This is a genomic window from Amycolatopsis minnesotensis, assembly GCF_039529815.1.
Classification (GTDB): Bacteria; Actinomycetota; Actinomycetes; order Mycobacteriales; family Pseudonocardiaceae; genus Amycolatopsis; species Amycolatopsis minnesotensis.
In genome coordinates this window covers 25,000-50,448 of record NZ_BAAANN010000044.1, presented here as the reverse complement: position 1 = coordinate 50,448, position 25,449 = coordinate 25,000, and the positions used below count along the sequence as shown (strand labels likewise).

General features: G+C 70.2%; 37 protein-coding genes and 1 tRNA gene. 3 read left to right on the top strand and 35 right to left on the bottom strand.

Annotated elements, in window-relative coordinates:
• Window positions 1–86: 86 nt before the first annotated feature.
• Complete coding sequence (gene aceE, locus ABD256_RS37725) at window positions 87–2,897, bottom strand: pyruvate dehydrogenase (acetyl-transferring), homodimeric type (RefSeq protein ID WP_344430031.1); 2,811 nt, start codon at window positions 2,895–2,897, stop codon at window positions 87–89.
• A 404-nt stretch (window positions 2,898–3,301) separates the two neighbouring features.
• Between aceE and ABD256_RS37720 the strand changes: the two genes are divergently transcribed.
• The 3 genes from ABD256_RS37720 (at window position 3,302) to ABD256_RS37710 (ending at window position 4,412) form a co-directional block, all read left to right on the top strand.
• Window positions 3,302–3,727, top strand: coding sequence for a DUF3052 domain-containing protein (locus tag ABD256_RS37720; protein WP_344430029.1), 426 nt, complete (start codon window positions 3,302–3,304; stop codon window positions 3,725–3,727).
• Window positions 3,728–3,847: 120 nt separating this feature from the next.
• The gene (locus ABD256_RS37715; RefSeq protein ID WP_344430027.1) at window positions 3,848–4,309 is read left to right on the top strand and encodes a peroxiredoxin; all 462 of its coding nucleotides are present in this window, start codon (window positions 3,848–3,850) and stop codon (window positions 4,307–4,309) included.
• Between the two features lie 28 nt (window positions 4,310–4,337).
• Window positions 4,338–4,412: transfer RNA gene (locus ABD256_RS37710), tRNA-Val, on the top strand.
• A gap of 55 nt (window positions 4,413–4,467) precedes the next feature.
• Here the strand turns inward: ABD256_RS37710 and ABD256_RS37705 are convergent.
• From ABD256_RS37705 to ABD256_RS37540, 34 genes are all read right to left on the bottom strand, one after another.
• Window positions 4,468–5,595, bottom strand: a complete 1,128-nt coding sequence (locus ABD256_RS37705; protein WP_344430025.1) for a tyrosine-type recombinase/integrase — start codon at window positions 5,593–5,595, stop codon at window positions 4,468–4,470.
• 35 nt (window positions 5,596–5,630) lie between these two features.
• Window positions 5,631–5,858, bottom strand: coding sequence for a helix-turn-helix domain-containing protein (locus ABD256_RS37700; RefSeq protein ID WP_344430024.1), 228 nt, complete (start codon window positions 5,856–5,858; stop codon window positions 5,631–5,633).
• A gap of 442 nt (window positions 5,859–6,300) precedes the next feature.
• A complete protein-coding gene (locus tag ABD256_RS37695) occupies window positions 6,301–7,881 on the bottom strand; it encodes a hypothetical protein (RefSeq protein WP_344430023.1) in 1,581 nt (526 codons plus the stop codon).
• Between the two features lie 97 nt (window positions 7,882–7,978).
• Complete coding sequence (locus ABD256_RS37690) at window positions 7,979–8,410, bottom strand: hypothetical protein (protein ID WP_344430021.1); 432 nt, start codon at window positions 8,408–8,410, stop codon at window positions 7,979–7,981.
• A 116-nt stretch (window positions 8,411–8,526) separates the two neighbouring features.
• Window positions 8,527–8,715 (bottom strand): hypothetical protein, encoded by a 189-nt coding sequence (locus ABD256_RS37685; protein WP_344430020.1) that lies wholly within the window; start codon window positions 8,713–8,715, stop codon window positions 8,527–8,529.
• Window positions 8,716–8,759: 44 nt separating this feature from the next.
• Window positions 8,760–10,535 carry a DNA cytosine methyltransferase gene (locus ABD256_RS37680; protein ID WP_344430018.1) on the bottom strand — a complete coding sequence of 592 codons (1,776 nt, stop codon included), beginning with the start codon at window positions 10,533–10,535 and terminating at the stop codon, window positions 8,760–8,762.
• Window positions 10,535–10,882 carry a hypothetical protein gene (locus ABD256_RS37675; RefSeq protein WP_344430016.1) on the bottom strand — a complete coding sequence of 116 codons (348 nt, stop codon included), beginning with the start codon at window positions 10,880–10,882 and terminating at the stop codon, window positions 10,535–10,537. Before ABD256_RS37675 ends, ABD256_RS37680 begins: the two co-directional genes overlap by 1 nt.
• Entirely contained in the window at window positions 10,882–11,421 is a 540-nt protein-coding gene (locus ABD256_RS37670) for an AAA family ATPase (RefSeq protein ID WP_344430015.1), read from the bottom strand. Before ABD256_RS37670 ends, ABD256_RS37675 begins: the two co-directional genes overlap by 1 nt.
• Window positions 11,418–11,708 carry a hypothetical protein gene (locus ABD256_RS37665; RefSeq protein ID WP_344430013.1) on the bottom strand — a complete coding sequence of 97 codons (291 nt, stop codon included), beginning with the start codon at window positions 11,706–11,708 and terminating at the stop codon, window positions 11,418–11,420. Before ABD256_RS37665 ends, ABD256_RS37670 begins: the two co-directional genes overlap by 4 nt.
• A 2-nt stretch (window positions 11,709–11,710) precedes the next feature.
• Entirely contained in the window at window positions 11,711–12,715 is a 1,005-nt protein-coding gene (locus tag ABD256_RS37660) for a bifunctional DNA primase/polymerase (protein ID WP_344430012.1), read from the bottom strand.
• A gap of 235 nt (window positions 12,716–12,950) precedes the next feature.
• Window positions 12,951–13,298: a WhiB family transcriptional regulator gene (locus ABD256_RS37655; RefSeq protein ID WP_344430011.1), complete on the bottom strand. Its 348-nt coding sequence runs from the start codon at window positions 13,296–13,298 to the stop codon at window positions 12,951–12,953.
• Window positions 13,295–13,552, bottom strand: coding sequence for a hypothetical protein (locus ABD256_RS37650; RefSeq protein WP_344430010.1), 258 nt, complete (start codon window positions 13,550–13,552; stop codon window positions 13,295–13,297). Before ABD256_RS37650 ends, ABD256_RS37655 begins: the two co-directional genes overlap by 4 nt.
• Before the next feature lie 126 nt (window positions 13,553–13,678).
• Entirely contained in the window at window positions 13,679–14,059 is a 381-nt protein-coding gene (locus ABD256_RS37645; RefSeq protein WP_344430009.1) for a hypothetical protein, read from the bottom strand.
• 334 nt (window positions 14,060–14,393) lie between these two features.
• Window positions 14,394–16,646, bottom strand: a complete 2,253-nt coding sequence (locus tag ABD256_RS37640; protein WP_344430007.1) for an ATP-binding protein — start codon at window positions 16,644–16,646, stop codon at window positions 14,394–14,396.
• An 82-nt stretch (window positions 16,647–16,728) separates the two neighbouring features.
• Window positions 16,729–17,925 (bottom strand): hypothetical protein, encoded by a 1,197-nt coding sequence (locus ABD256_RS37635; RefSeq protein ID WP_344430006.1) that lies wholly within the window; start codon window positions 17,923–17,925, stop codon window positions 16,729–16,731.
• On the bottom strand, window positions 17,922–18,314 hold the full coding sequence (locus tag ABD256_RS37630) for a RapZ C-terminal domain-containing protein (protein WP_344430004.1): 393 nt from the start codon (window positions 18,312–18,314) through the stop codon (window positions 17,922–17,924). Before ABD256_RS37630 ends, ABD256_RS37635 begins: the two co-directional genes overlap by 4 nt.
• Window positions 18,311–18,664 (bottom strand): hypothetical protein, encoded by a 354-nt coding sequence (locus ABD256_RS37625; RefSeq protein ID WP_344430002.1) that lies wholly within the window; start codon window positions 18,662–18,664, stop codon window positions 18,311–18,313. Before ABD256_RS37625 ends, ABD256_RS37630 begins: the two co-directional genes overlap by 4 nt.
• Before the next feature lie 2 nt (window positions 18,665–18,666).
• Window positions 18,667–18,933 (bottom strand): hypothetical protein, encoded by a 267-nt coding sequence (locus tag ABD256_RS37620; RefSeq protein ID WP_344430000.1) that lies wholly within the window; start codon window positions 18,931–18,933, stop codon window positions 18,667–18,669.
• 94 nt (window positions 18,934–19,027) lie between these two features.
• Complete coding sequence (locus ABD256_RS37615) at window positions 19,028–19,156, bottom strand: hypothetical protein (RefSeq protein ID WP_344429998.1); 129 nt, start codon at window positions 19,154–19,156, stop codon at window positions 19,028–19,030.
• Entirely contained in the window at window positions 19,156–19,398 is a 243-nt protein-coding gene (locus ABD256_RS37610) for a hypothetical protein (protein ID WP_344429996.1), read from the bottom strand. The genes ABD256_RS37615 and ABD256_RS37610 overlap by 1 nt, the downstream gene beginning before the upstream one ends.
• 38 nt (window positions 19,399–19,436) lie before the next feature.
• Window positions 19,437–20,243: a DUF4097 family beta strand repeat-containing protein gene (locus tag ABD256_RS37605; RefSeq protein WP_344429994.1), complete on the bottom strand. Its 807-nt coding sequence runs from the start codon at window positions 20,241–20,243 to the stop codon at window positions 19,437–19,439.
• A gap of 94 nt (window positions 20,244–20,337) precedes the next feature.
• Window positions 20,338–20,520 carry a hypothetical protein gene (locus ABD256_RS37600; protein WP_344429992.1) on the bottom strand — a complete coding sequence of 61 codons (183 nt, stop codon included), beginning with the start codon at window positions 20,518–20,520 and terminating at the stop codon, window positions 20,338–20,340.
• A 102-nt stretch (window positions 20,521–20,622) separates the two neighbouring features.
• A complete protein-coding gene (locus ABD256_RS37595) occupies window positions 20,623–21,135 on the bottom strand; it encodes a lytic transglycosylase domain-containing protein (RefSeq protein WP_344429990.1) in 513 nt (170 codons plus the stop codon).
• Between the two features lie 141 nt (window positions 21,136–21,276).
• Window positions 21,277–21,630 carry a hypothetical protein gene (locus tag ABD256_RS37590; RefSeq protein WP_344429988.1) on the bottom strand — a complete coding sequence of 118 codons (354 nt, stop codon included), beginning with the start codon at window positions 21,628–21,630 and terminating at the stop codon, window positions 21,277–21,279.
• Between the two features lie 13 nt (window positions 21,631–21,643).
• The gene (locus tag ABD256_RS37585) at window positions 21,644–21,847 is read right to left on the bottom strand and encodes a hypothetical protein (RefSeq protein ID WP_344429986.1); all 204 of its coding nucleotides are present in this window, start codon (window positions 21,845–21,847) and stop codon (window positions 21,644–21,646) included.
• Entirely contained in the window at window positions 21,844–22,077 is a 234-nt protein-coding gene (locus ABD256_RS37580; protein ID WP_344429984.1) for a hypothetical protein, read from the bottom strand. Before ABD256_RS37580 ends, ABD256_RS37585 begins: the two co-directional genes overlap by 4 nt.
• A gap of 39 nt (window positions 22,078–22,116) precedes the next feature.
• Window positions 22,117–22,401 carry a hypothetical protein gene (locus tag ABD256_RS37575; RefSeq protein ID WP_344429982.1) on the bottom strand — a complete coding sequence of 95 codons (285 nt, stop codon included), beginning with the start codon at window positions 22,399–22,401 and terminating at the stop codon, window positions 22,117–22,119.
• 17 nt (window positions 22,402–22,418) lie between these two features.
• Window positions 22,419–22,646, bottom strand: a complete 228-nt coding sequence (locus ABD256_RS37570; protein WP_344429981.1) for a hypothetical protein — start codon at window positions 22,644–22,646, stop codon at window positions 22,419–22,421.
• Between the two features lie 34 nt (window positions 22,647–22,680).
• Window positions 22,681–23,205, bottom strand: coding sequence for an RRQRL motif-containing zinc-binding protein (locus ABD256_RS37565; protein ID WP_344429980.1), 525 nt, complete (start codon window positions 23,203–23,205; stop codon window positions 22,681–22,683).
• Window positions 23,202–23,531 carry a hypothetical protein gene (locus ABD256_RS37560; RefSeq protein WP_344429979.1) on the bottom strand — a complete coding sequence of 110 codons (330 nt, stop codon included), beginning with the start codon at window positions 23,529–23,531 and terminating at the stop codon, window positions 23,202–23,204. The genes ABD256_RS37565 and ABD256_RS37560 overlap by 4 nt, the downstream gene beginning before the upstream one ends.
• 99 nt (window positions 23,532–23,630) lie before the next feature.
• Window positions 23,631–24,041: an SsgA family sporulation/cell division regulator gene (locus ABD256_RS37555; protein ID WP_344429978.1), complete on the bottom strand. Its 411-nt coding sequence runs from the start codon at window positions 24,039–24,041 to the stop codon at window positions 23,631–23,633.
• Between the two features lie 43 nt (window positions 24,042–24,084).
• Window positions 24,085–24,780: a hypothetical protein gene (locus ABD256_RS37550; protein WP_344429976.1), complete on the bottom strand. Its 696-nt coding sequence runs from the start codon at window positions 24,778–24,780 to the stop codon at window positions 24,085–24,087.
• Window positions 24,781–24,892: 112 nt separating this feature from the next.
• Window positions 24,893–25,099 (bottom strand): hypothetical protein, encoded by a 207-nt coding sequence (locus ABD256_RS37545; protein ID WP_344429974.1) that lies wholly within the window; start codon window positions 25,097–25,099, stop codon window positions 24,893–24,895.
• Complete coding sequence (locus ABD256_RS37540) at window positions 25,099–25,425, bottom strand: hypothetical protein (RefSeq protein ID WP_344429972.1); 327 nt, start codon at window positions 25,423–25,425, stop codon at window positions 25,099–25,101. The genes ABD256_RS37545 and ABD256_RS37540 overlap by 1 nt, the downstream gene beginning before the upstream one ends.
• Window positions 25,426–25,449: the final 24 nt, after the last annotated feature.

Below are 25,449 nucleotides of genomic sequence, written 5' to 3'. Positions count from 1 at the left end.
ACGCGCACGCCGTGAAACATCCGATCTTTACCTTAACTGAACGAGGGCCGCCGCGGTATCCGCGGCGGCCCCCGTTCCGTGTTCGGTTACGCGCTGCCCGAGTCCGAGGTCTGCGGGCCAGCCGCGGCGACGTCGTCGATGCGGTACTGGCGCGCCGCGTCCACGACCTTCGACTGCGCCACCTCGCCGCGCTTCGCGAGCGCGGACAGCGTGCCCACCACGATCGACTCGGCGTCCACCAGGAAGTGGCGCCGCGCCGCCGGGCGGGTGTCGGAGAAGCCGAACCCGTCCGTGCCGAGGGTGAGCATGTCGGTGGGCACCCACGGCCGGATCAGGTCCGGTACCGCGCGCATCCAGTCCGACACCGCCACCACGGGGCCCGCGACGTTCGACAGCGCGCTCGTCACGTACGGCACGCGCGGCTCGCTGCCGGGGTAGAGCAGGTTGTCGTGGTCCACCTCGACCGCTTCGCGGCGAAGCTCGGTCCACGAGGTCGCCGACCACACGGCCGCCCGCACGCCCCACTCCTCGGCCAGCAGCCGCTGCGCCTTGAGCGCGTCCGGCATGGTGACGCCGGAGACCAGGATCTGCGCCTCCGGACCGTCGCCCGACGGCGCGTCGGCGTACTTGTACAGGCCCTTGAGGAGACCGTCCACATCGAGGTTCTCCGGCTCGGCGGGCTGCTGGTACGGCTCGTTGTAGATCGTCATGTAGTAGAAGACGTTCTCGCCGTTGCCGTCCGGGCCGGTCTCGCCGTACATCCGGCGCAGGCCGTCCTTGACGATGTGCGCGATCTCGAACGAGTAGGACGCGTCGTAGGCGACCACGGCCGGGTTCGTCGCCGCCAGCAGCAGCGAATGCCCGTCCGCGTGCTGCAGGCCCTCGCCGGTCAGCGTGGTGCGGCCCGCGGTCGCGCCGAGCACGAACCCGCGCGCCATCTGGTCCGCCGCCGCGTACAGCCCGTCGCCGGTGCGCTGGAACCCGAACATCGAGTAGAAGATGTAGATCGGGATCATCGGCTCGCCGTGCGTGGCGTACGCCGTGCCGACGGCGGTGAACGAGGCAGTGGAGCCCGCCTCGTTGATGCCCTCGTGCAGGATGACGCCCTTCTCGGACTCCTTGTACGCCAGCATCAGGCTCGCGTCGACCGAGGTGTAGGTCTGCCCGTGCGGGTTGTAGATCTTGGCCGTCGGGAACATGGAGTCGAGGCCGAAGGTGCGGGCCTCGTCCGGGATGATCGGCACGATCCGCTTGCCGATCTCGGAGTCCTTCGCCAGCTCGCGGACCAGCCGGACGAACGCCATCGTGGTGGCGACCTCCTGCTTGCCGGAGCCCTTCCGGATGCCCTCGTACACCTTGTCGCCGGGCAGCACGAGCGCCTTCGCCGTCTTCGGGCGCCGCTCCGGGAGGAACCCGCCGAGCGCCTTGCGGCGGCCGATCAGGTACTCGATCTCCGGCGACTCCTTGCCGGGGTGGTAGTACGGCGGCAGCTTCGGGTCGCGCTCGAGCTCCTCGTCGCTGATCGGGATGCGCTGGGCGTCCCGGAACAGCTTCAGGTCGTCGAGGGTGAGCTTCTTCATCTGGTGCGTGGCGTTGCGGCCCTCGAAGGCCGGGCCGAGGCCGTAGCCCTTGATGGTGTGGGCCAGGATCACCGTCGGCTGGCCGTGGTGCTCCATCGCCGCCTTGTAGGCCGCGTAGACCTTCCGGTAGTCGTGCCCGCCGCGCTTGAGGTTCCAGATGTCGGCGTCGGACAGGTCGTGCACCAGTTCCTTGGTGCGCGGGTCGCGGCCGAAGAAGTGCTCGCGGACGAAGGCGCCGTCGTTGGCCTTGTAGGTCTGGTAGTCGCCGTCCGGGGTCACGTTCATCAGGTTGACCAGCGCGCCGTCACGGTCGGCGTGCAGCAGCGAGTCCCATTCGCGGCCCCAGATGACCTTGATCACGTTCCAGCCCGCGCCGCGGAAGTACGACTCCAACTCCTGGATGATCTTGCCGTTCCCGCGGACCGGCCCGTCGAGGCGCTGCAGGTTGCAGTTGATCACGAAGGTCAGGTTGTCCAGGCCCTCGCCGGCGGCCACGTGGATCAGCCCGCGCGACTCCGGCTCGTCCATCTCGCCGTCGCCGAGGAACGCCCATACGTGCTGGTCGGAGGTGTCCTTGAGGCCGCGGTCGCGCAGGTACCGGTTGAACCGGGCCTGGTAGATCGCGTTCATCGGGCCGAGGCCCATCGACACCGTCGGGTTCTCCCAGAACTCCGGCATCAGCCGAGGGTGCGGGTAGGACGGCAGCCCGCCGCCGGCGCCGGCGTGCGAGTACTCCTGGCGGAAGCCGTCGAGCTGCTGCTCGCTCAGCCTGCCCTCGAGGAACGCGCGGGCGTAGATGCCCGGCGAGGCGTGGCCCTGCACGAAGATCTGGTCGCCGCCGCTGGAGTGGTCCTTGCCGCGGAAGAAGTGGTTGAAGCCGACCTCGTACAGCGCCGCCGAGGAGGCGTAGGTCGAGATGTGCCCGCCGACGCCGACGCCGGGCCGCTGCGCGCGGTGCACCATGATCGCCGCGTTCCAGCGGATGTACGCGCGGTAGCGGCGCTCGATCTCCTCGTCACCGGGGAACCACGGTTCGTTCTCGGTGGGGATCGTGTTCACGTAGTCCGTCGAGGTCAGCGCGGGCACACCGACGTTCCGCTCGCGGGCGCGCTCCAGGATGCGCAGCATCAGGTACCGCGCGCGCTGCTGACCACCCCTGGCCAGCGCCTCGTCGAAGGAATCCAGCCACTCGGACGTCTCTTCCGGGTCGATGTCGGGCAGGTGCGCCGCAAGTCCGTCACGGATGACACGTACGCGGGCCGGGGCCTCCTGACCGGACGCGCCGTCGCGTCCGGTCTCGCTGCTCTGGGGGGCCAAGGGGTCTCCTCGCCATTCTGCTAGCTGTGGTTGCTCGCGCACGCCTGCCTTCGAGGAGGAGTGCGCAACTGCCATCGTCGTCGCCTTCGTGGCTCACGTCATCGCTACTGATCGGTAACGTTTGCCCACCCCGCTGCGGTGGTTTCCGGCTGCGGTTGTATCGCGCGCGCGACTGCGTTCACCCTAAACGAGCGGCCGCTGACCTCGTCGGCCACGCCGGTCCAAGCGGGGTGATTGCCCCTCGCGCGAGGGGCCGGGAAGGCCTTACGCTGCGATACGAGTTGGCACAGATCCGGTGTGGACGGTTGCGCCCGGAGCCTCACCAGTGTTCGCTAGCTCCATCGTTGTATCCGAGTGGGCCGGGACGACCGGCGCACCCAGTCGCAGTTGGAGGAGTGACAGTCGTGGTCGCCGCGGGAGACGCTGAACAGAGCAGCGTCGCCGAGAGGCTTGGTATCAAGCCGGACATGGTGGTTCAGGAGATCGGCTGGGACGAGGACGTCGACGACGACGTTCGTGCCGCCATCGAGGACCATATCGGCGGCGAACTCCTCGATGAGGACGCCAACGAGGTCGTCGACGTCGTGCTGCTGTGGTGGCGCGAGGACGACGGCGACCTCGGAGACGCGCTGGTCGATGCGCGCGGTTTCCTCGGCGCCGATGCCGTCATCTGGGTGCTGACGCCCAAGACGGGGCAGCCGGGGCACGTCGAACCGAGCGACATCGCCGAGGCGGTGCCCACCGTCGGGCTGTCCCAGACCTCCAACGTCAGCGTCGGACCTGGCTGGTCCGGCAGCAGGCTCGTGCCGAGGGCGAAGACGAAGCGCTGACCTGCACGGACGGCGGGCCGGGTCCAGCTCATGGGACCCGGCCACCGCATGACCGGCGCAGTACCGGCCACACGATAGGCTGGCGCCGCACGTGAAGTTCCTACGCGGGAGAGGAAGCGCATGGCGGTCGAGGTCGGCTCGAAGGCCCCCGATTTCACGCTCAACGACTACAACAAGCAGCCGGTGAAGCTGTCGTCGTTCCAGGGCGACAAGCCGGTCCTGCTGGTGTTCTACCCGTTCGCGTTCAGCGGGATCTGCCAGGGCGAGCTGTGCCAGCTCCGCGACGAGTTCGCCGACTACGACGGCACCGTCCAGGTCATCGGCGTCTCGGTCGACACCCCGTTCTCGCTCAAGGCGTGGGCCGAGCAGCAGGGCTACCAGTTCCCGCTGCTGTCGGACTTCTGGCCGCACGGCGAGGTCGCCAAGAGCTACGGCGTGTTCAACGAGGGCGCGGGCCTGGCGAACCGCGGCACGTTCCTGATCGACACCACCGGTGTCGTCCGCTTCGCCGAGGTGAACCAGCCGGGCGAGGCACGCGACCAGGAAGCCTGGAAGAAGGCCGTCGCCGAACTCGGCGCCTAGTTCCACACGGTGCCACGGCACCGTTCCCGGGCGTATAGCTCAGCGGGAGAGCACTCGGTTTACACCCGAGCGGTCGCAGGTTCGATCCCTGCTGCGCCCACCAGGGCGAACGGGGCTCCCAAGATCATTGGGAGCCCCGTTGACATCACCGATTGACATCAGTAGTCGCTTGCCAGCCGGTCCATCCGGCTGGCGTTCCGGCGCTTCGCCTCATCCAGAACGTGCCCGTAGATGTTGGCGGTCGTCGTGTAGGACGCGTGGCCCAGCTGCTCCATCACCTCCCGAATCGTGGCGCCGTCCACGAGCAGCAGGGTGGCCGCGGTGTGGCGCAGGTCGTGCACCCGAGCCTGCTCAAGTTCGGCGTTCTTCAGCACTCGCTTGAGCATCGTGTTGACGTTCCTCGGCTCGACCACCCTGCCAGTGCTGGTCACGAAGATCAGGTCGTCCGGTTGGCCGGCCGCCGGGTTCAGCGGCGACGTGAGCCGTTCGGCGGTCGCCTCCCGGTGGCGCGCGAGCGCGGCCAAGCACACCTTGCCCAGGTACAGCGTGCGCGTCGACTTCTTGGTCTTCGTCTTACCGAACAACAACTTCCCGCGCACCCGTTGCACGGTCCGGCGAACCTTGAACGCGCCGGTCTCCAGGTCAATGTCCGACCACGCCAGGCCCAACACCTCGCCCTTGCGCAGCCCCGTCGTGACCAGGATCAACCACAACGCGTTGAGCCAATGTTCCGTGGCCGCCTTGATGAACGCCCGTGCGGCGGTCTCGTCCATTGGCGTCACGTCGAAGTCACCCCGGGCCGGGGTCTCGACAAGCCGGGCGACATTGCGTCCGATCAGTTCGTCCCGGCGGACTGCCGAGGTAAGCGCGCTGCGCAGCGTCTCGAACACGTTCTGGACGTACCGATCGGAGAGCGGCTTGCCGAGAACCGTCTTCTCCTTCCGGAGTTTCGCGATGAAGCGGCGGACGTGAGCGGGAGTGAGCGCGTTGAGCCGTTTTTCGCCGAGGTGCTTTTTGATGTAGCGGCGCACGACGATTTCGTATCCGGAGTAGGTGGACGGCCCCCGTTCCACCTGGACGATGTTCTCCAGCCAGTAGTCGAGGTAGTCGCCGAGCTTCATGTTCGATGAGATCGACGGCACCCCCTTTCGGTTGTTTTCGAGCATCTCGACACGTTTGTCGTTGGCCTCATCCCAGGTGCGGCCGTAGACGTACTTGCGTTCCGTCTCGCCGCCGGTTGTCAGGACGTACACCGCGGCTTGGTACCGGCCGTCCTTGCGCTTCACGACCGTGCCAAGACCATTCGCGGCTCGACGTGGCATCAGGCAACCTCCTCGGATTCCTTCAGCAACTTCGCTATGTAGTCCTCGACCGCGCTGCGAGGAATCCGGCGGGCACCGAAGATCTTCACCGACTTCAGATCTCCGCTGCGCACGAGGTCGTACACGCGAGTGCGGCCGATAGTGAGCAGGGTTGCGGCGTCTTCAACACGCAGCAGTAGCGGGTTCGCGGCTTCGGTGGCTTGAGTTGCCGTTTCCATGGTGTGCATCTCCTTGGAGCAGTACGGGCTACATTTCGGAAGCGCGTCCTCTCGAACGGGGTGAGTTGGCGGCGATGCCAACGCCAGGGCATGACGGAATGGGCCCGCGATGTGGTCGGGGAGCCCGTGGCGGTTACTGACTGTGTTCGGTGCTGGGTGATTGCTGGCAGGAGGGGTGGCGGGGCTTGTAACTCTGGAGCGGCGGGGACGGAGGAAAGTCCGCAAAGCCCGCGAAGTCCGCAAGTGGGCTGTGAGCTGGGGCTTTGGTTGCGGACTTTGGGTGGCGGGCTTTGCAGAGAAGTCCGCCAAAGCCCGCGTTTTGCGGACTTCTCCGGTGATGGGTTGGGAGAAGTCCGCAACCCCCTGCCAGCTTCTTTTCCCTGGTGAGAGACTCGACTCAAGATCGTTTGCGGACTTGCGGACTTTGCGGACTTTTTTCGCGCTCGGTGCTCTAGGCGGTGTGCCGTTCGACCCACCAGAGCTTGCTGTTGCGGTGGCTGTCGGTTGCGCTGCGTAGTACGACGTCGCCGTGCCAGCGGTCGATTTGGCCGCGTAGCTTCCAGCCGAGGCTCATGGTGGTGAGCGGTTTCCCGGACGGGGTGGTGGGGAAGGTTCCGGCCCAGGGGTCGGTACCGGCGGTGGGTTCGCCGGACTGGCGCAGCTGCTGGGAAGTCAGGCGGGCATCGCCGTGGATGTCGTCCCAGGCGTTGAGGAATTCGCGCCACTGGCCGTCTTCCTCATCGAGTTCGCGGTTCTCGTCGGCGTTGGTGAGGAACCCGCCGATCTGGTGGTGTTCGAGGAACCCACCGAGGTGTTTGGCCCAGGCGGTGAATTGCCGCATCTGCGGGACGTTGGTGGCGATGGGGGCACCGCGGTTGGTCCAGTCGAGAATCATGATCAGCAGGTGCCGGAGCACAGTGGCGCGGTTGGCCGGGTCGAGGATCCAGGAGTCCAGGTTCGGGATGGTGAATCCAGTGCGGGCTTCGGGGCGGGGGCAGTTCGGGTCGAGCCGGACCCACACCGATCGCGAGGCCATGTCGCCGCCGACGCGCAGGTTGTTCCCGGTGGCCAGCCACAACCGGTCGTTGACGACGTTGATCGCGGCGTTGGTGCCCATGCGGCGGTCGGACCAGTTCCGTTCGGTCACCAGCCGCGCGAGCACGGCGGAATTGACCATGGTGCCTTCCTTGAGGTTGTCGAACACGATCACGCCGCCGGGCTCGCCGAGCACGGTGGTGATGACCTTGCGTAGCTCTTCTTCGGAGTCGGTGAAGGTCTGCACCGATTGCCCGACCAGCAGCCCCACGCAGCCGGTCAGGATCGTTTTTCCTGAGCCGGGCATGCTGGCGTCGATCAGGCCGAACGGGGCCAGCGCTTCGGTCATCGGCCGGATCAGCGGGGTCACCAGCAGCGCGAGGTAGTTCGGGAGATCGGCTTTGGTGCGCCACGGGAAGTCCCGCAGGAACCGGTCGAGCAGGAATTCGCGGGCCTGCTCGACTTCCTGAGGGGTGGGATGGTCGGGGACCGGGGCGAGGTGGTTGTTGGCGGCGAGGTAGAACCCGGTGACCGGGTCGTAGCCGGGGTTCTGCAGGAGCGTGCCGTCCGGGCGCAGGACCGGGGTGGAGATGATCCGGCGCAGCACCGGGAGGCCGGGCCAGGAACGGCGCGCGAGCACCGCCGAGAGCACCGGCCTCGGCGGGGTGATCTCCGTGTCGGGGCGGCCGTTCTTGACGCCGAGAACGTCGGCGTGCTCGGCGAGCAGCCCGGACAGCAACGGCGGCTTGAGCACCGAGGCGGTGATCGGCAGCGCCACGTTCTGGTCGGCCGCCGTGGGCGCGATCGCGCCGGAGATCTCCTCGACCACGACCGGCGCGCCGTCGGAGACGTAGGTGCCGGGGATGATCCTGTCGTTCAGCGCGGCGGTCAGGACGCGGATGGCATCTGGGTCCTCATCGACTCGCAGGATCGGGCGGCCACTGTGCCCGACCGGCCACATGTGCGGCGGTGAGGCGGTTTCGGGCGTGCTGGCCATCGGTGGTTCTCCCATCGTGCTCGGGAATGGTGCGGGGTGGTGATGCGACGAGCCCCGCCGCGCGAGGTGCGCGACGGGGCTCGCGGAAGGGGCGCGGTTAGAAGAGACGGACCTTCATCCGCTCCCACCAGTTGCCCCACGGTGTGGTGGCTGTCCCGCCGTCGGGCCACTGGCTCCACTGGGTACCGCAGTCAGGGCAGTGGTAGCGCTGGCCGGCCACGGTGGTGCCGTAGCCGCCGTCGGCCGCGCACGGCGGGCACGGGTGCGCCGGTGAAGTGGCGAACGGGTCGGGCACGCCGTTGAGCGCGGTGGCGATCGCGGTCGCGATCTCTCCGTCACGGACGTGCTGGTCGTCGGTTTCGTCGAGAGCCTGCTCGATCGAGATCACGACGCAGGTGTCGCTGAACGCGTTGTCTGCGGGCCGTCCGAAGACGTACCAGCGGGGCGGGATGGACTCGGTGGGTTCGTCGGGGTAGGCCGTGCCGGGCGCGATGTGCTCGGCGTGGAACCGCAGTGTTGTGTCGGGCATGAACTGTCCTTTCCGGACGATCGTGCGATGGGCTTCGGGTAGTGCTGGCGGGTGTTCTCCTCTCCGAGGTGGGAGTTCATCGGCGGGTGCGCGGACAGCCGTCTTGCGCTGAGCTGCTATCGGGTCTCTCGTCCTGGGGTACCGCCGGCCAGCTGGGCCCGCGCGCCCGCGACGTCCACCGGCGCCGTCGTCGCGGTGGTGCCGGGGCCGGGCGGGGTGGCGTTGCCGGTCGGGGTGTGGCATCCGGCGACGGTGAGCACGGTCGCGGTCGCCAGCGCCGCGAGCAGACTCGATTTGGTGTCCACTATGGATTTCCTTTCGGATCGGGGGTGATGCGGCTGGGCGTGTGTCAGGCCGCGCATTCGGCGGTGTGGAGGATGGCTCGTAGCCGCTGGCCGATCCAGGCGCCGACGGCCGGTGACACCGCATTGCCGAACCCGTCGGTCTGCTCGCGTGCCGAGCCCCAGACGGCGAAGGTTCCCTTGTAGTCGGGGAAGTCGACGTCGAAGTCGCAAGCGCGGCCGATCTCGTGTGCGCCGAGCATCCGGAAGTGGCAGTCTTCGAGGGCGATCTCGGCGAGCGCGGCGCGCCACTCGGCGACCAGTGTCGTGGTCGCGTTCTCGTTGGTGCCGTTGTGCTTGTGCCAGCCGGAGAACAGCAGGGCTTGTCCGCCGGAGGAGACGATGGTGCCGAGCGGGTTACTGAGCGGGTGCGCCCGGTAGTTGGCTTCGCCGAGCCCGCCGTTGTTCTTGATCGTCCCGGCGGCGGTGAGCAGACCGGGGATCTGGTCCGCGGTGACGGTCGGCATCGGCTCGGCGTGCATGGTCGGGATGGTGTTCTGCCGGTACGGCACCACCCCGGCCGTGAGCAGACCGAGGGTTTCCGACCCGCCCTGTGTCGGCAGCGGCACGTTCGCGCCGCGCGGCGCGCCTTGGTAGTTGTCGACGGCCAACAAGACGGCCTTCTCGTGGGTGGAGGTGACGGTGTCCATCGGCCGCGTGATGTGCTGCCCGTCGCCGTTGTGCCGGTGTGCCGCGACGATCGCGCCGGTCGTGAGCAGCGCGGTCTCCTGCTGGCTGGTCTGGGTGGACATCGGCTGCCACAGGTGCCGTTCCGACCCGTGCGTGGCCTTCGCGGGCATCAGCACGGCGGGGAACTCGGCGAACCTGGATCGGCAGCGTTCGGCGCGGGCCATCGTCGCCGCGGCGAGCGGCCTCTTCCCCGCCTGCTCGCGGTCGCCGATGCGGGTGCCGAGGTCGGACAGGTCGAGCGCGGCCAGCGACGGCGTCATCGGCGGCACCACTTCGCGGCGGCACGAGGGGCAGCGGTAGTTGTACTGCTTGCCGTAGCGCACCGAACCGGTCGGCGGGACTCCGGTCTTCCACGACCACACGGCCTCGACCGTCCGATCGCAGTGGCCACACCACGATTCGGGCCGGTGGTCGAGGTCCGGGGTCGGCAGGCGCCGGTCCCAGAACGCGGCGTAGTAGCGGTCGCGGGACTGCCCGACGCCGAAGAACATCGAGTTGAGGTACAGGATCTTGTGCTTGTAGCCGAGGTCGCTGAACTGCTTGAGCCACCACCGGTAGGTGCTGCCGTCGCCGACCTTCGCCCGGCCCGGCAGCGCCGGGCCCCACGAGGTGAGCTCGGTCGTGCACTCGACCAGGATCAGCCGCGGGTGATGCTGCGCGGCGTAGTGCAGCACACAGTTCGCCGTCGCACGGTCCCGCTCCGAGCGGGTGACCCGGGACTCGAATTCCGGGTCGTTCATCCCGAACAGCGTCAGGCCCTGTTCGTACGCCTTGAGTGTGTTGGCGTGCGAGTGGTTGACGCAGCTCACTCCCGCCGCGAGCAGATCGGCCGCCGGGAGGTCGCGTGCGGAGTGGTAGTCCGAGGACTCCGGGTCGACCAGGTCGGCGATCCAGTGCTCGGCGTGGGGGTGGTTGGCCTCGTGCACCTCGACTTTGTAGGTGTTGTGGTTCGCGGCCATGATCGTGGTGAACCCGGCTGTCTCGATGCCGCGGGTCAGGCCACCGAAGCCGGAGAACAGGTCGACCGCGACCAGGTCGTCGTGGCGGAAACGTCGTCGTCGCCCGGCCGGGCGGTGCGTGGCGGTTCGGGTCATCAGCGGTACTCCTCTGCGGTGTCGGGCAGCACGCGGACGGGCTTGCCGAGGTCGAGGGCGTAGGCGAGTTCGGCGTGGGTCGACGGGCCCATGTAGCCGCCGGGCGCGACGAACACGATCTCGTCGGCGTAGCGGATCTTGGCGCGGTGCAACCGATCGAGCGCCGCCTTGGTGGCCTCGTCGAGCACCGCGCCGCCGTTCGGCGCCGCCGTGGTGGACACGACTTCGGGCCGGACCACGATCCGGCCCGCGAGGGTTTCGGCGACCGCGACAGCGTTGATCTCGTCCATGAAGCGGGTCGAGCCGCACAGGCACACGACCGGCGGCCGGTCGTCGGGTTCGGGCATCAGCGGATCTCCTCCCTTCGGGGTTGGTGGGTGCGCAGGTGGTGCGGCAGGGCGAGGAAGTGGAGTTCGTGCCAGCCCTCGGTGTGCAGGCGCGGTACCGCGTCGGTGATCGCGCGGTGCATCGCCCACACCCGGTGCTCGGGGACCCGGCGGGCGAAGCCGCACCGCGGGCAGACGGTGGGGTCGCGGCGGCCGTTGCGGGCCAGCACGGTCAGCAGCGGCGGCAGCACCACCAACCCGACCGTGCGGGCGTGGTATTCGGCGGCCAGGCCCAGCATGTGGGTCCGGAACCGCGCGAGGTAGCCGGTGGTGTCCCACACGACCGTGCCGCCCGACGCCAGCACCGCGCGGGTGCGGGCGGTGCCGATCTCGACGGCGGCGGCGTTGACCGCCTGGTCGCTGGAGCACCCGCACGGCGACAGCTCGGCGCGGATTTCGTCCAGGGACACCACTTCCGCCCCGGCCGGGGCGTGCCGGTGCCGCCACGTGGTTTTCCCCGCCCCGCACGGCCCGATAGTGGCGATCAGGGTTGCCCTCATCCGACCTCCCTGCTCAGCCGCTGGTAGAGGTCGCGGCAGTCCTGGCAGCCGCACAGCCTGGGCAGGCCCTGCAGCGTGGTGCCGGGCTCGACCGGGTTCGGGTCGGCGACGGTGCCCGCGGTGGGGTGTGCCGGGTCGGTACGCCAGGACGGGATCGCCTCGGGCGGCCCGAATTCGTGCGTGCCGCCGAGGCAGCCGGTGCAGTCCTCGACCGCGCCACTGGCGAAGTCGACGCGGTGAAACAGGTCGGGGTGTCCGCAGCTGCAGCGGTGAATGATCAGGGTCATCGTCAGCTGTCCTTTCGTGTGGTGAGGCGTCGGGTGGTGATGCGGCGGCGGTTGGCCTGTCCGGCGGCCAGGCTGGTGTCGATGACGCCGCCGGGCGCGGCGTCTTTGGCCCAGGAGTCGGGGGTATTCCAGGACTCCCAGGCGGTCACGAGTTCCGCGCGGGCGGTGGCGAGGTCGAGCACCTCGGCGCCGACCAGTTGCCCGAGGGCGTAGGCGGCGCGGGACAGGGCTGTGTTGCGGCCGGTGTGAGCGGCGCGGATCCGGTCGGTTTCCCCGGTGACGGCGGCGGCGACGTAGGCCGACATCCGCGCCGGGGCCCGTGACGTTCCGGCCGGCCAGCCGCCGCTGCCGGTCGCGCTCGCCGAGCCCGGGGTGGTGGCGCGTTCGGTGTTGGCCTGTACCAGCCACCCGGGCAGCTCGACCGGGTCGGCGTCGTCGATGAGCCGGTAAGCCCCTTCCGGGGTGAGGCTGCCGGGGGCGACGACGTAGCCACCCCACGCGCGGGTGTCCACATTGGCCGCGATGTGTTTCGCCGTGCTGCGCAAGGAGCATCCGGCAGGGGCCCGGTAGTACAGGTGCCGCCCCCCGGAGGGCGTGTCGACGGTGAAGGTGTCGGGGGTCGGGCCGCCGCGTTCGGCGGCCACCGTCTGCAGCGCGGTCCAGCCGTCTGGGCCGGGCTCGCCGGGGTCGGGCACGTCGAGGTCGACCACGAGGAGTCCGGCGGGGCCGGGGAACACGGCGATGTTCCACGGTGTGCCGCCCGGCACCCAGGTAGCCCGGATGACGTCGGGGTCGGTCGTGGCGATCTGTTCCGGGGTGACGTGCCCGTGTGCGCATCGGCCGGTGCCGGGGCACTTGTCCTTGAGGTGCCAGCGGGGGATCTTGCGGCCGGGCAGCAGCGGGAACACCGGCCACTTCCTGCCAGCCAGGTGCAGGGCCCAGTCCCGCAGACCGGCGGCCAGGTCCCGCGCCGTGGTGCGCTGGGTGTCGGTTTCGGTGGCGTGCATGAGTTCTCCCCTCGACAGGGCGGCGGTCATCGGTAGTGGCGGGGCCGGATCTGCTGGCAGGTGTGGCAGCAGCGCTGCCGCATCCGGTTGCGGGCACCGCAGGACCGGCAGGTCCAGCGCCGTCTCGGCGGGCCTGCGATGGCGGGCAGGGTGGAGCAAGTGGGCATGGGTGGGTCTCCTCGGAGATGACGAAGCCCCCGGCCGGTGACCGGGGGCGGTGGGGCGTGGGGCGGTTTCAGGCGGTGCGGCGGCCGTTGCGGTGCCAGGGCGAGGCACGGCGCTGCCGGGCGGCGTGCGGGTAGCGGGCCGCGCCGCGTTCCGCGCGCGTGAGCCCGCCCCAGATGCCGTCGTCTTCGTTGCGGATGCCCCACTCCCGGCAGTCCGGCAGGATCGGGCAGTCCGCGCAGATCCGTTTCGCCGCACCGATGCGGGCCTGGTCTCGTTCGGAGATGGGCCAGAACAGTTCCGGGTCGGCGGTGTCGCAGGCTGCCCGCGCGGTGTCGCCGAGCGCGGCGTGCAGTTCGACCAGCCGGGCTTTGCCCAGGGCCGCGCCGACGCGGGCGCTGAAGTGCTGGTGGCTCATGGGTGCTGTCCTTCCTGAGGATGTGGACGGTCGAGGTCGAGGTGGAGCACGACGGTGGCGTCGGGATCAACCGCGCGGCGGCGGCGGTTGTGGTCGGCTAGCAGCGCGGTGTCGCGGGCGTCGGCGATCTCGGCGACGTGGCGGCCGCCGCGGTCTCCCCGGATGGTGTGCACGGTCAGCGCCAGCGCGGCGAGGCCCACCAGCGCCAGGACGGCGGCGACGGTGAGGACCAGCCACACCGCGACCGGGTTCACCGCCCGTTCCTCGGGGGCGTGGTGCTGGGGTGAGCGGGCATGGTGCGTGCCTCCTCGGGGTGGGGGCCGCCGGGCCGGTGGGGCGCGGGGTGTCCGGCCATCGGCCCGGCGGCGGCTTTCGGTGTTTCAGCGGTAGCCGCCGGTGGTGTCGGCGACCGGGCGGCCGACGCCGGTCGGGGGCTGCTCATGCGGTCGCCAGATCAGCGCGGGGAACGCCCCCGGCGCGTGCTCGTCGACGACCGCCACGCAGGTGTCGCCCGGGGCGGCGGGGTGGGTGTAGGCGAAGTGCCGCACACCGAACGCGCCCATGTCGGCGGTGGTCGGGTACGGAGCGCCGTGGTCCTCGGCGTGGTCGCGCATCAGCGCCAGCGCCGCGGCCGGGTCGGCGGTGCCCACGGCGTAGAACGCTTCGGCGAGCACGTCGTAGAACGCGTGCGGCGCGTCGAGGCCGGTGCACACGGCCAAGTCAGTGTCGGCCAGGTCGAGCCCGGGGATTCGAGTAGACACAGGGGGTTTGCTCCTCTCAGTCGAGGTGGCTCGGCGAGTCCTGCCGCGCCGGATTCCGGGCAGCACGACACCCGCCCGACGGCTACTTTCTGTAGTCGCTGGGCGGGTGTGAGGCGTGCCGGATCAGCCCGCGCAACGGGCGGCCGGGCGAATGAGTTCGGGATGAGTCGGCGGATGAGTTCGCTGAGCGCGGATGAGTTCCCTCATCCCGGGATGAGTAGCGGTTTGAACTGGGAAAATGAGCGGAAATGAGCCGAATGAGCGGGATGAGGAGCCCGGTTCACCCGGCCCGGCGACCCCGGTTTCACGGGGGTGCGGGCCGGGCCGCCCGGCCTCATTCGGTGGGGTCGTCCTCCTCGGCGGCGCGACGGTGCAGGGCTTCGGCGACCTTCGCCGGATCTACCAGAAACTTACGGTCCGTAGTCGGAACCTTGTAGCCGGACTCGGCGAGCACGGTGAGGACGTGCTCGCTCTTCCAGTCCTGGTAGTAGCTCCAGTTGTTGCGCAGCGCGGCCACGATCGCGGCGACCCGCGGTTGCCGCTCACCGTCGCGGGGCGTGACCTCGGTGGTGACGGTGAGGATGTCGGCGAGGGTGTCCCGCTCGACCACGGCGGCCTCCGCCCCGGCGGTGGCGGTGCCGCCACGCAGCTGCAGCGCCCGTTCCACCAGCGTTTTCTGTTCCTCCTTGGTCAGGTAGTACGACCGCACCGCCCCCGGGTTGTCCATGAACCCGATGGTGATCAACGTTCCGCAGTCGTTGAGGGCCTTGTCGGTCTTCGGCTTGAGGTCGAGCGCGGACACCCCGTTCTCGTGCGCCTTGTCGCCGAGCACGACGTTGTTGCGGGTCTTGTCGCCGATCGCGCCGCACGCCTTGTTCGAGGTGACCGCGACCAGGTCCCGCGGCAGCGACTGGTCCGAGGGCAGCGGGGTGGCGAAGACCAGCGAGATCCCGTACTTCCGTGCCGCGCTGTAGAAGTTGACCAGCAGGTTCACCACCCGCCGCCGCTCCTCCGGGGTGTCCTGGCGGAAGAACGCCTGGCATTCGTCGATGACCACGATCCGGGGCCGCAACCGCGGTTCGGAGGCCACCAGGTCCCGGCCGCCCTCGGCGACGCTGTTCACCCCGTACCGCTGCAGCAACCGGCCCCGAGTCTCCAGGTCCGCGTACAGGTCCTCGATGTGGTCCAGGCACGCCTGCACGTTGTCGCTGCCGCCGCCGTCGGAGAACGTCTTCAGGCACGGCCGGAGCAGGTCGTAGTCGTTGTTCGTGGCGAACACGAACACGTCGATGTCGACCAGCGGGTCCAGGATCGCCCCGTAGAGCAGGTCCAGGATCATGGTCGACTTGCCGGACCCCATGGTCCCGGAGAACACGAAGTTGCGTTCCAGGACCGTGGTCACGACCGGGTCCCCGCGCGGGGTGACCCCGACCGGGAACCCCGTCCAGAAATCGGCGATCCCGTCGACCAGAAGCGGGTACGGGTCCACCGGTTCCCGCAGGACCCCGGGGCTGAGCCGGAACAAATCGAGCACGGTCGGGTCCTCCTCGGAGGGGTCCAGGAACAGTTCCGGTCCCCGGCACCCCAGGTTGTGGGCCAGCAGCGGATGGGCCTTCTTCACCGCGGCGACGTCGACCCCCAGCGGCAGCCGGATCTGCACCGACCAGCCCTTGCGGGACCCGATCGGCGGCTGGACCCAGGCGTTGTCGGTCTCCCGGTTGGGCCACCCCTCCTTGATGTAGCCCTTGAGCTGGGTGTTGCCGATGTTGGCCAGCGCCTGCGTGAGCGCGCCTTCGGTCAGCTCGACCTGCCGGGTGCGGGTGCCCTGCTTGCGCAGGTGCGCGGGCAGGACCTGTTCGCCGAGCCGGACACCGTCCTTCCACCGGCGGCCCAGCCACACCCCGCCCGCGGCGAGCAGCCCGGCCCACCACAACGTGAACATGACGGCCATGACCTGGTAGATCGTGCCGAACACCGCCCGCCACACGCCGAGAGCGTCGTTGGCGTTCCACTCGCCGAGCCAGTGACCGAACCCGTTGACCCCACCGGTCAGCAGCGAGGCGGCGAAGACGACGGCCACGACCAGCGCGGCACGCCGGGTCAGGGACCAGGCCAGGTCGGCGCGCATCTTCGCCGCCGCCACGGCGCTGGTGCGTCCTTCGTTGAGCTGCTTGGTCAGGGCCTCGACCTGCGCGGTGTCGCCCTTCTCCCGGGCGAGGGTGATGGCGGCTTTGAGGTCGCTGTGGCCGCGGTCGGCGCGGCGGCGCTGCCGGGCGGCCTCGAACCCCTTGGCGATGATCGCGCCGTGCCGGTGGCCGAACCGCCTGGCGCGGGACAAGCCCCGCCGGGTCGTGCGGCCCGCGGTGTGGGTGAACTCGACCGTGGACTCGGCGAGGCGGGCGCGGGTGTGATCCGACGGTCCGGCCAGCGCTTTCCCGGTGCTGCGCATGACGCGGGTTCCCCAGGTCTGGCGCGGTTCGGTGACCGCCAGATCGGTGCCGGAGGATTCGACGATCTCGCCGTCGACATCGTCCGGGCGCCGGAACGGCACCACGGTGCCGCTGGTGTTGGTGTCGTTGTCAGACACGAGGGAAGGTCCTTTCGCTGGTCCGGACAGGTACGAGGGGCAGCCGGACGGGTTCCGGCCGGCCACCCCTCGGGCGCCGGGGTCAGTCCTTGGGCTTGAATTCGGCGTGCAGCCGTCGCGCGGTCTCCTTCCTGCAGCGCAGCGTCCGGCGCACCGCGTTCACGCTCGCGGTGTCCGGGTCGAGGTCCCCGGCGACGATCGCGTTCTGCAGCTCGGTGCGCAGCTGGGTGTAGGTCCGGCGGACCCGCCCACCGGCCCAGTCGTCCTCGGCGCGCTTACGCGGCCGTGCCGGTTTGGCCGCCGGGCGGTCCGGGACCGGGTCGTCCCCGGGGCGGGGCGGGCGCGGGTCTTCCTGGGTGGCGACGGTGCCCCGGTTCACCGGCTCGTCCCCACCGCTGGTCTCGGCTGGGCCCGCCGGGCGCGGGCCGAACACGGTGGCGTCGATCAGGGCCGCGATCTCGCGGTCCATCGCGTCCGGCGCACCGGGTGCGTCCGGGTCCGCCGTCACGGCGATCAGGCGGCCCCGGCGGACCTCGTAGGTTCCGGGGGTGTAGGCGAGGGTGGAATGGCCGTCCGCGTCGATGCGGGCGGCGGCGGTGCGCACCGCCGCCCGTGCCGCCGCCGCGGCCTTCGCCTCAGCCAGAGCGCGGACCCGGTCGGCGCGCCGCTGGGTCCGCGACTTCGGCGGGGTGGCGATGGCCAGCTGGTGGGCCACCACCCCGGCCACCGACACCACACCCATGATCGCCGCCGCGTCCGGGCCCCTGCTGATGCCGTGCAGGGCGTTGGTGCCGAAGGCGACCGCGCCGAACACCCACACCCCGGCCTGCAGGCCCCACACCGGACGTTCCGGTGTGCGGGTGCGGGACAGCAGCACCGCGACGGCGAAGGCCCACATGGTCAGCTCGGTGATCAGCGGCAGCAGCCTGCCCATCGGCGAGGCGTACACGTCGTGGCCGTACCCGGCCATCGCCGGGGCCGCCATCGCGAACGACACCACCGCCACGCCGTAGATCAGCAGATCCACCGTGTGCGCGCGGGCGAGTTCCCGCCTGCCCGCCCACCGCGCCTTGCGGTCGGCCTTGTCCTTCTCGCGCTTGTCCTGGCGGGTCTTGGCCTGGTCGGCCTTCAGCTTCTCGGACAGGCGCCGGTCCTCGCGGGCCTGCTCTCCTTTCGCTTTCATGAACTCGATCTGGGTGCCGGTCTGCGCGGCCTGGTCCAGCCGGGCCTGCTCGGCTTTCGCCGCCAGGGTGCGGCGGCGTTCCTCTTGCCAGTTCACGGGTCCTCCTTCCTGGGCAGCACGGGACGGTCGATGTGGCGGTGCTCGACGCCGGTGACCCATCCGGCGGCCACCGCGCGCAGGTGCAGCAGTTCGGCCAGCACCACGGAACGGTGCCGTCCGCCGACGCAGCCGAACGCCACGGTCACCGATTCGGCACCGAGCCCGGCGAGGGACACGGCCATCCGGAAGGCGTCGCCGACCAGGCCCCGCACACCGGGGAAGTCCGCCACCCGGTCCCGGATCTCGGAGTCCAGTCCGGTCAGGTGGCGCAGCTCCGGTGCGAGGTGCGGGTCGTAGACGCGGCGGCGGATGTCGACCGTGATGTCCGCGGCGGGGTCGTCGTGGTGGCCGTAGCCGAAGGAGACCACCTGAATCCGGGCGCTCACCGCGGCCTCGTGCTCGGGCAGGGGTCGCCCGATTCGAGCCGTTCGAAGTCGGTCCTGGTGACCGGGACCGGCTTCAGCTCGCCGAGGTCGGGTACATGCGACGGGGAGACCATGTCCTCGGTCGCGCAGAAGGCGGTGTAGGTCGGTACCGGCGGGGTCAGGTTGGCGGACAGGTGATCGATGAACCACCGCACCGGCGGCGCGGTGCGGGTCGGCGCGGGCACGGTGGTGCCGGGCCCGGCGGGCGCCGCGCAGGCACCCAGCAGCCCGGCCGCGGCCAGTCCCGCCAGCCAGCGGTAGCTCGTCCCGCCCGGCTTTCCCGCCGTGGGGCGGATAGTCGACGCGGTCATGGTCAGCACTTCTCGTTGAGGTGATCGGCGTTGCCGGTGATCGCGCAGTCCTCGGCGATAGCCGCGATCAGCCGCGCCCCCAGACCGGGCGGGACCTGCCCGCGGTCGACCATCGCCAGCGCGACCCAGGCGTCGACGAGCTTGAGCACGTTGTCCTGGTAGATCCCCTCGCAGGGCCGCTCGGCGCGAGGCCCGAAGCTCGATTCGTTGAAGTCGGCCGCCTTATCCAGCAGCTGCCCAGCCTTGCTCAGGTACAGGGAGTTGGACATTGGTTCCTCCACAGTGGTCAGTCGGTGTGGTCAGACGGGGAAACCCCGGCCCGCCACCCGGAATCGGTGCAGGGCCGGGGCGTCATGGGCACGCTCAGGGGGCGGCCGGGGCAGTGACGCCGTGGGATGCGGGCGGTGCCGGGCACGTCGGCGTGCTGATGTGCCCGACGGTGAACAGCACACACAGCACCAGGAACGCGACCAGGCCGATGATGATCCGCATCACCAGACCCCTTCCGAGGGTGTGAGCGCGGCGACGAGATCGCCGAGCGCGCCCCGGTCGAACTTGTCCTTCTCGTTGCCGCACAGGGCTTCCCGCAGCTTGCGCAGCTCCTCGGCGACGGCCAGCGTGGCTTCGGCGTTGGCGAGCAGCCCGTGGTGCTGTGCGTCCCGCTCGGTGTCGACCTCCTGTGCGTTGGCGTCGGCGGCGTAGTCGATGTGCCGCTCCGCGTTGATCACGCTCATCCGGGGTTCCTCCGATTCGATGGTGTGATCGCCCGGGGTCATGGGGTGTGGATGTCCCCGGAGCCGGTGCGCAGCCGCGACCGGTCGACCCGGACGCCGGGAGCGGCGGTGACGGTGATGTCGCCGGACCCGGTCCGGATCTCCAGCGCCGGAAGCTCGGCACTCAGGTGCACGTGGACGTCGCCGGAACCGGTGCTGGCCACCACCGAGCCGCTGGCCTCCGGGACGGTGATGTCCCCGGAGCCGGTGCGCGCGTACAGGGCGCGCACACCGCTGGCCGTGACGTCACCGGAGCCGGTGATTACCTCGGCGACCTCGGCACCAGTGACGTGGACATCGCCCGAGCCGGAATCGACCCGCAGGAACGTCACCTGGCCGGTGCTGGTGACATCGGCGGCGCCGGGCGCCAGGTCGACGTGGTGCCCGACCGGCACCGTCACCTCGGCGTCGACACCGCCACCGGCGCCGCCGGTGATGACCATCGCGCCGTTACGGCCACCGACGAAAATCGAGCCGTCACTGGTGATCGTGACCCCGGTCATCGAACCGGTGACGATCCCGGCGGTCTGGGACACCGATACGCGTCCGCCGCCGCGCTGGACCACGGTGTGCACCGAACTGCCGCCGCCGGTAGCCGGAACGGTGACAGTGAGGCCGTCGGCGGACTGGGTCACCTCGGTTTCCTCGATCGCGTCGACGGCGGCCTGGTCGCCGGGATTTTGTGGGGTGAGCCGGACCGTCGCGCGGTCGCTGTCGTCGGTGGCGGTGACGGTGATCCGCCCCGCGGGCAGACGCAGCCGAAGCGCGCTGGGGCCGGTGTGGTCGTGGGTGATCGTGCGAGTCATAGCGCGGTTTCTCCTTGGCAGGGCAGGAAGAGAGCAGGTTCGGGGAAGCCGGGGCCCGGCCGCGACGGCCGGGCCCCGGTATGGGCGGCGACGGTCAGCCGCGGGACTTCGCGGTGGACTTGCTGGTGAACAGCGCGACCAGGCTGGCCAGAGCGACGGCGCCGAGGATCCACATCGGGGTGGTGGTGTGGTTGATCGGGTCCTTCTCGTGCAGGCTCCCGGCGCCCCAGGCCAGCCACGCCGACACGAGCAGAACGATGAAAGCGACGATCTTCATGACAGGTTTCCTCCATGGTTGAGGTGTGAAAGGTGTTGGTGTGGAACCGAATTCGGGTCGCGCTCGATGCTGCAGCGATGGCGTGGCGGCCGGTGCCGGGAGTCAGCCCGCGCGGCGGTAGGCCGCGGCCTGGTTCTGGACCTTGGCCACGTACCAGCCCGCGTGGTTGTAGGCGTAGATCGCGCGGTACTGATCGCCTTGGGACAGCCCGGAATCGCACAGGTAGTGCGCCGCCGCCGGGATCGCGTCGCCGGGGTCGTAGATGTCCGACCCGATCCCGGAATGCCGCGACCGCACCGAGTTGAACGTCGGGGTCAGGAACTGCATCGGGCCCTTCGCCCCGGCGAAATTCGCGCCGGAGCGCACCCCGGCCGCCTTCAGGCGGCCGTGGTTGGTCTCGACCTTCCCGATCCCGGCCAGCAGAGCCCAGTCCAGTGCCGGGCACGTCTCGCCCGCCGCCCGGTAGGCCCTCAGGTAGTCGCCGGGGATGTCGGCGACCCCCGGGCCACCACCGCCACCGCCTTCATCGGCGCTAGCGCCGTCTTTGTAGTGCAGGGCCACCGCCGCAACGGCCACCAGGACCGCGGCGGTGCCCACCTTGCCCAACAGGGACACTGGACACTCCGATTCCTTTCGCAGGGATTGGGAGAACTGGTCAGGCGCGCCGGAACCGCCAAGAACCACGCGCGCCTGACCAGGGCTAACAAGGGATGCGCGGCGCCACCCCCTGGCCACGACGGGGCAGCCGAGGGCCGGTCACGACGCGACCTCATCGGCCCGGGACGGATCCCCGGCCGGTGCCGCCGACGCGGTCTCGCCGGTGCGGCGACGCCGCCGGATCCGGCAGGCGATCGCGGTCACCAGGGCCGTGACCACCCGCGCCGAGCGGCGGGTCGGGGCCCATTCCCACGCGATCCGCGCCACCAGGGCGACACCGATCACGGGGATCAGGAACGACCAGCCGAGCCAGGCGGCGAACCCGGCCACCGCGGCGGCGGCCACCGTTTCCGGCAGCCACCACCCGACCGCGCCGATAGCCCGGTCGGCCCGGGACCCACTGGGGACCCGCTCGACCCGCGTGCCGGGCTCACGGGAACTGTTCTCAGACACCACGAACCTCCTTTCAGGTGATGGGGTACGGCGACACCGGGCCCGGGAAGGACGCGGTGATCCGCTGGTCCAGCCCGACCTGCAGACCGCGCAGGATCCGGGCCACGAGCAGGAACGGCCACCGCAACAGCCCGAGCGCGAGGAACAGCAGCACCGCGCACGCGAACCCGGCCAGCCGCCACGGCCCGTGCCGCTCGGCGACCTCGAACACGCTCACGACACACCGCTTTCCGGGACTGCCACCGGTTCCGGCGCGAACGCGGCCGCGGCGGCGGCGAAATCGTCGGCCAGCTCAGCGGCCAGCGCCGCGACGCGGCGGAAGCGCTCGGCGGTGACGGCGTCGCGGGGGACGGGAGCAGGCAACGCGTCCACGTGGGCGTACGCGCGGTTCAGGGCGTCAACCAACGGTTCCAGCTTGTACGGAACCACAGTCTTCTCGATGCTCATGGGTACGTTTTCCTTTACACGTCAACGGGTTTCGGGGTGTCACCCCGACACGGGAAACGGGCGGAACGGCGCGGGCGCCGTCGTCTGCGGGGTGGCCGGGCCGGGGCGGAACGCGACCTCGATACCGCGCAGGCGTTCGGCCAGCACCGAGGCCAGCGCGGCAGCCTGGCGGTAGAGATCGGCCGCTTCGGTGTCGCGCGGCAACTCCTGCCACGCAGGCCGGTCGACGACCTGAGCTTCCAGCGCGCGAACCCGGGCCTGGGCCGCGTCCAACGCGGCGGCCAGCTGAGCCAGATGGGGCGAGATCGACGTCGGGACGGACATCACGTTTTCCTCACGGGTCAACGGGAACGAGTGGTGTAGAGGAACCGGAACAGCGCCTGCTGCAGGTCCACGAAGTCCAGCGCGGTGGGACGCGGGTAGCCGTGCGCTTCGAGCACCTCGGCGACCTGGAGCGTCAGCCCGAAGGTGAAACGCGGGTCGTCTTCGGGCGCGGGCACCGGGTAGACCGGCGCGGGCAACGGGGCGCCCTTCGCGCCGCCGCCGTGTGTCGTGGGGTCATCGGGCATGGCAAGGCCGTCCCTTCCGGGGGGTTCGGTGTGCTCAACCGGCGAGCGCGTAGTCCGGTGTGGACAGTCGCGGGTACTCAGTGAGCGCTTCGTGCTCGGCGGCCGACAGAGTCGGTTGGCCGGCCAGGTAGTCGTGCAGGTAGGAGTCCGGGTCCAGCCCGGCGGTGTAGAGGCAGGCTTCGCAGGTGCGGTGCGCCTTCGGCAGTTCGGCCCAGCCGAGGTCACCGCACTCGCGGCAGGTGCGGCGGGCGGCCATCATCTTGCGGTGCGCCGCCCACCGGGCCTCGGTCATCGGCCGGACCGGTTTCGCCTTGACGATCAGGTACAGGTTCGCGAAGACCAGCTTCCCGGCCTTGCGCGGCCGGAGGACCAGGAACGCGCACGGATCCTGCCCGCCCGGCCGCAACCCCTTGGCCCGCAACTGGCGCTTGGTGGCCAGCACCGACCGGTCCGCCGTGCGGGGGGAGAACAGCGGTTTCCCCAGCCACGTACCGCGGGTGAACCAGGTCTCCTCCGACCACGGCACCGGCGCCAGCACCCAGGGAAACCGGCGGCTCATGCCGAGTGCTGCTCGACAGCCCGCGTCAGCGCCTGGCGCGCCTGCTCGGCGGCGTCGCGGGCATCACCCAGGTACATCCGCACGATGCCGTACGCCTCCCGCGCCTGCGCCAGCTTCGCGCACGCGTCGCTGACCGCGCCGGTGGCCATCGTGCCGAGCCCCGTGTGGTCCAGCACCGCGAAGATCTCCCCATTCAGGGGCGCCATCTCGTTGTCGGCCTGCTCGATGCCGGTCATCGGCTCCGATTCGGCCAGCTCGGACAGCAGCCCCATCGGGATGCGTTCGAGCACGCTGGTCAGCCGTGCGACCTGCTCGGGAATGGACATGGTGGTTCCCTTCCATCTTCAGCGGGTTGAACTGAGCGGGCTCCACGACAGGGCGTGAAGCCGGTCGAGGTCTGTCCTATGAGGACAAACCGTGGGGCGCTACGCCGCGTCCCCGATGAACCGGACCCATTCGGTGTCCCAGTCCCAGAACTCGGACTCCTCGCCCGGCGGCACCAGAACCTCGGTGGCCTCCAGGGCCTTCTCCAGATCCGCGCGACCGAAGTACAGGACCGCGGCACCGGTGGGCGAGTACAGCCCGATCCGGACCACGTCACCGTCCGGACCGATCCGCACGTCACCGTCCCCGGCCGCGCGGTTCATCCCCTCGGCGAGCAGATCGCGGGCGAACCGCCACTCCCGCTCATCGCTCCCGGGGTTGAGCAGGAACGTCACCGCGTACGGGTTGTCCAGGGAGTACAGGAACCGCGCCCCGATCTCGGTGCGGCCGTTGAGGCGGGCGGTCATCTCGATATCCACCTCGGGGTCGGGCGGATCGAAGCTGACAAGCATGAGGGCTCCCTTCTCGAAGCCGGTAACGAAGCTGGCAGGAAGGTCAGGCCGTCCGCAGACCAGCGGCCCGCGGGGTGGCCAGAAGACGGGCGACGTAGGAAACGAACGACCTCTGTGCGCACGGGTGCACCTCGTCGGTCTGCGGGTCCCGCAGCGTCGTGCTCAGCCACCGGGTCAACCTCGCGACCGACCAGCCCTGACGGCGCCGGCGGGCGATCGCGGTCACCAGCGGGTCCAGGAAGACCGCCCGTACTCGCGGGAACGTGGCACCGGACGCGTCGGCCGCGACCGGGCTGACCGGGCCCGTGTTCGACAGCGGCGGCCGGGTCTCGTGCCGCGGGGGCACAATGGCCCGCTCGTCATCGGCCAGGATGCGGACCTGGGAAGCGATGTCGCGGTAGACCACGGCCCGGCGCACCATGCCCGCATCCACCGCGCGGCGGGCCAGCAGACGAGCGTTCGCGGCCAGCAACCCGGCCAGCGCCTCGAACCGGCCCGCCACCGCCGCCGCGACCTCGACCCCGGACACCTGGACCACCAGCGGGTTGTCCTCGCTCGCGCTGGTCTCGATGTCGGCCAGCAGCCGCAGTTGCTCGGCGACATCGACGTAGACCGAAGCCCGCAGCGACACCACAGCCTCCGGCAGGTCAGCGCCGTACAGGAACGCCGCGTTGCGGTCGAGGGTGTCGGCCAGGTCGTGGAACCGGTCCGCAATGACGGTGCTCACCGTGCGAGTCATGATCAGAAGTCCTTTCAAGCAGGGTGGACGCCGGGCCAAGGCATGGCGGTCCCCAGGAACGAATGCGGGAAAGTCGAGGAATTGCGGGGCGAAACGCGCCCGGAAAGGTCGGTCAGGCGGCGGCGAGCACGCGGCCGGCCAGCTCGTCGGCGTAGCGGTGCGCCGAACGGGCCGCGCCCACCGCTACCGCACTGCCCTCGGCGGCCAGGTGCTCCAGCACCACCGCACGACGCTCATGCCACGCGGCCACCACATCGACCGGCGCATCCGCCGCCGGATGGGTCTGCTGCAGCTCGACCAGCTCACTCAGCCCGGACATCACGCCGCCTCCCCATCGGCCAGCACCACAGCGCGGTAGGCCGCGGTCTTGCTCTGGCCCACGCAGCCGCCGAGCGTGGTCAGCAGGTCCAGCCAGCCGTTCAAGTGCTCGCCGAACCGCTCCTGGGCCGCGTCGTTTACCGCCAGATCTGCGTCGATCGCTGCGAGCACGTCGGACATCTCCTCCAGCTCGTCCGCGGCCTGGTCCGCGTCGACCAGCGGCGCCAGGCCGACCGAGTCACCGGCCAGCAGCTCGGTCAAGTCCTCCCCCTCCAAGCCCTCGAACCGAAGCTCAAGCTCCTTGCGGGTCGGGTATGCGTGCCTCATCTGAGGAAGCCCTTTCGTTTGGTG

Bases quoted from the DNA above. Each gene is read 5' to 3' on its own strand.
- ABD256_RS37715 (WP_344430027.1), top strand. From the start codon at position 3,848: ATGGCGGTCGAGGTCGGCTCGAAGGCCCCCGATTTCACGCTCAACGAC.
- ABD256_RS37700 (WP_344430024.1), bottom strand. From the start codon at position 5,858: ATGCACACCATGGAAACGGCAACTCAAGCCACCGAAGCCGCGAACCCG.
- ABD256_RS37695 (WP_344430023.1), bottom strand. From the start codon at position 7,881: ATGGCCAGCACGCCCGAAACCGCCTCACCGCCGCACATGTGGCCGGTC.
- ABD256_RS37690 (WP_344430021.1), bottom strand. From the start codon at position 8,410: ATGCCCGACACAACACTGCGGTTCCACGCCGAGCACATCGCGCCCGGC.
- ABD256_RS37680 (WP_344430018.1), bottom strand. From the start codon at position 10,535: ATGACCCGAACCGCCACGCACCGCCCGGCCGGGCGACGACGACGTTTC.
- ABD256_RS37675 (WP_344430016.1), bottom strand. From the start codon at position 10,882: ATGCCCGAACCCGACGACCGGCCGCCGGTCGTGTGCCTGTGCGGCTCG.
- ABD256_RS37670 (WP_344430015.1), bottom strand. From the start codon at position 11,421: ATGAGGGCAACCCTGATCGCCACTATCGGGCCGTGCGGGGCGGGGAAA.
- ABD256_RS37665 (WP_344430013.1), bottom strand. From the start codon at position 11,708: ATGACCCTGATCATTCACCGCTGCAGCTGCGGACACCCCGACCTGTTT.
- ABD256_RS37660 (WP_344430012.1), bottom strand. From the start codon at position 12,715: ATGCACGCCACCGAAACCGACACCCAGCGCACCACGGCGCGGGACCTG.
- ABD256_RS37655 (WP_344430011.1), bottom strand. From the start codon at position 13,298: ATGAGCCACCAGCACTTCAGCGCCCGCGTCGGCGCGGCCCTGGGCAAA.
- ABD256_RS37625 (WP_344430002.1), bottom strand. From the start codon at position 18,664: ATGACCGCGTCGACTATCCGCCCCACGGCGGGAAAGCCGGGCGGGACG.
- ABD256_RS37620 (WP_344430000.1), bottom strand. From the start codon at position 18,933: ATGTCCAACTCCCTGTACCTGAGCAAGGCTGGGCAGCTGCTGGATAAG.
- ABD256_RS37615 (WP_344429998.1), bottom strand. From the start codon at position 19,156: ATGCGGATCATCATCGGCCTGGTCGCGTTCCTGGTGCTGTGTGTGCTG.
- ABD256_RS37610 (WP_344429996.1), bottom strand. From the start codon at position 19,398: ATGAGCGTGATCAACGCGGAGCGGCACATCGACTACGCCGCCGACGCC.
- ABD256_RS37605 (WP_344429994.1), bottom strand. From the start codon at position 20,243: ATGACTCGCACGATCACCCACGACCACACCGGCCCCAGCGCGCTTCGG.
- ABD256_RS37600 (WP_344429992.1), bottom strand. From the start codon at position 20,520: ATGAAGATCGTCGCTTTCATCGTTCTGCTCGTGTCGGCGTGGCTGGCC.
- ABD256_RS37580 (WP_344429984.1), bottom strand. From the start codon at position 22,077: ATGAGCATCGAGAAGACTGTGGTTCCGTACAAGCTGGAACCGTTGGTT.
- ABD256_RS37575 (WP_344429982.1), bottom strand. From the start codon at position 22,401: ATGTCCGTCCCGACGTCGATCTCGCCCCATCTGGCTCAGCTGGCCGCC.
- ABD256_RS37570 (WP_344429981.1), bottom strand. From the start codon at position 22,646: ATGCCCGATGACCCCACGACACACGGCGGCGGCGCGAAGGGCGCCCCG.
- ABD256_RS37565 (WP_344429980.1), bottom strand. From the start codon at position 23,205: ATGAGCCGCCGGTTTCCCTGGGTGCTGGCGCCGGTGCCGTGGTCGGAG.
- ABD256_RS37560 (WP_344429979.1), bottom strand. From the start codon at position 23,531: ATGTCCATTCCCGAGCAGGTCGCACGGCTGACCAGCGTGCTCGAACGC.
- ABD256_RS37555 (WP_344429978.1), bottom strand. From the start codon at position 24,041: ATGCTTGTCAGCTTCGATCCGCCCGACCCCGAGGTGGATATCGAGATG.
- ABD256_RS37550 (WP_344429976.1), bottom strand. From the start codon at position 24,780: ATGACTCGCACGGTGAGCACCGTCATTGCGGACCGGTTCCACGACCTG.
- ABD256_RS37545 (WP_344429974.1), bottom strand. From the start codon at position 25,099: ATGTCCGGGCTGAGTGAGCTGGTCGAGCTGCAGCAGACCCATCCGGCG.
- ABD256_RS37540 (WP_344429972.1), bottom strand. From the start codon at position 25,425: ATGAGGCACGCATACCCGACCCGCAAGGAGCTTGAGCTTCGGTTCGAG.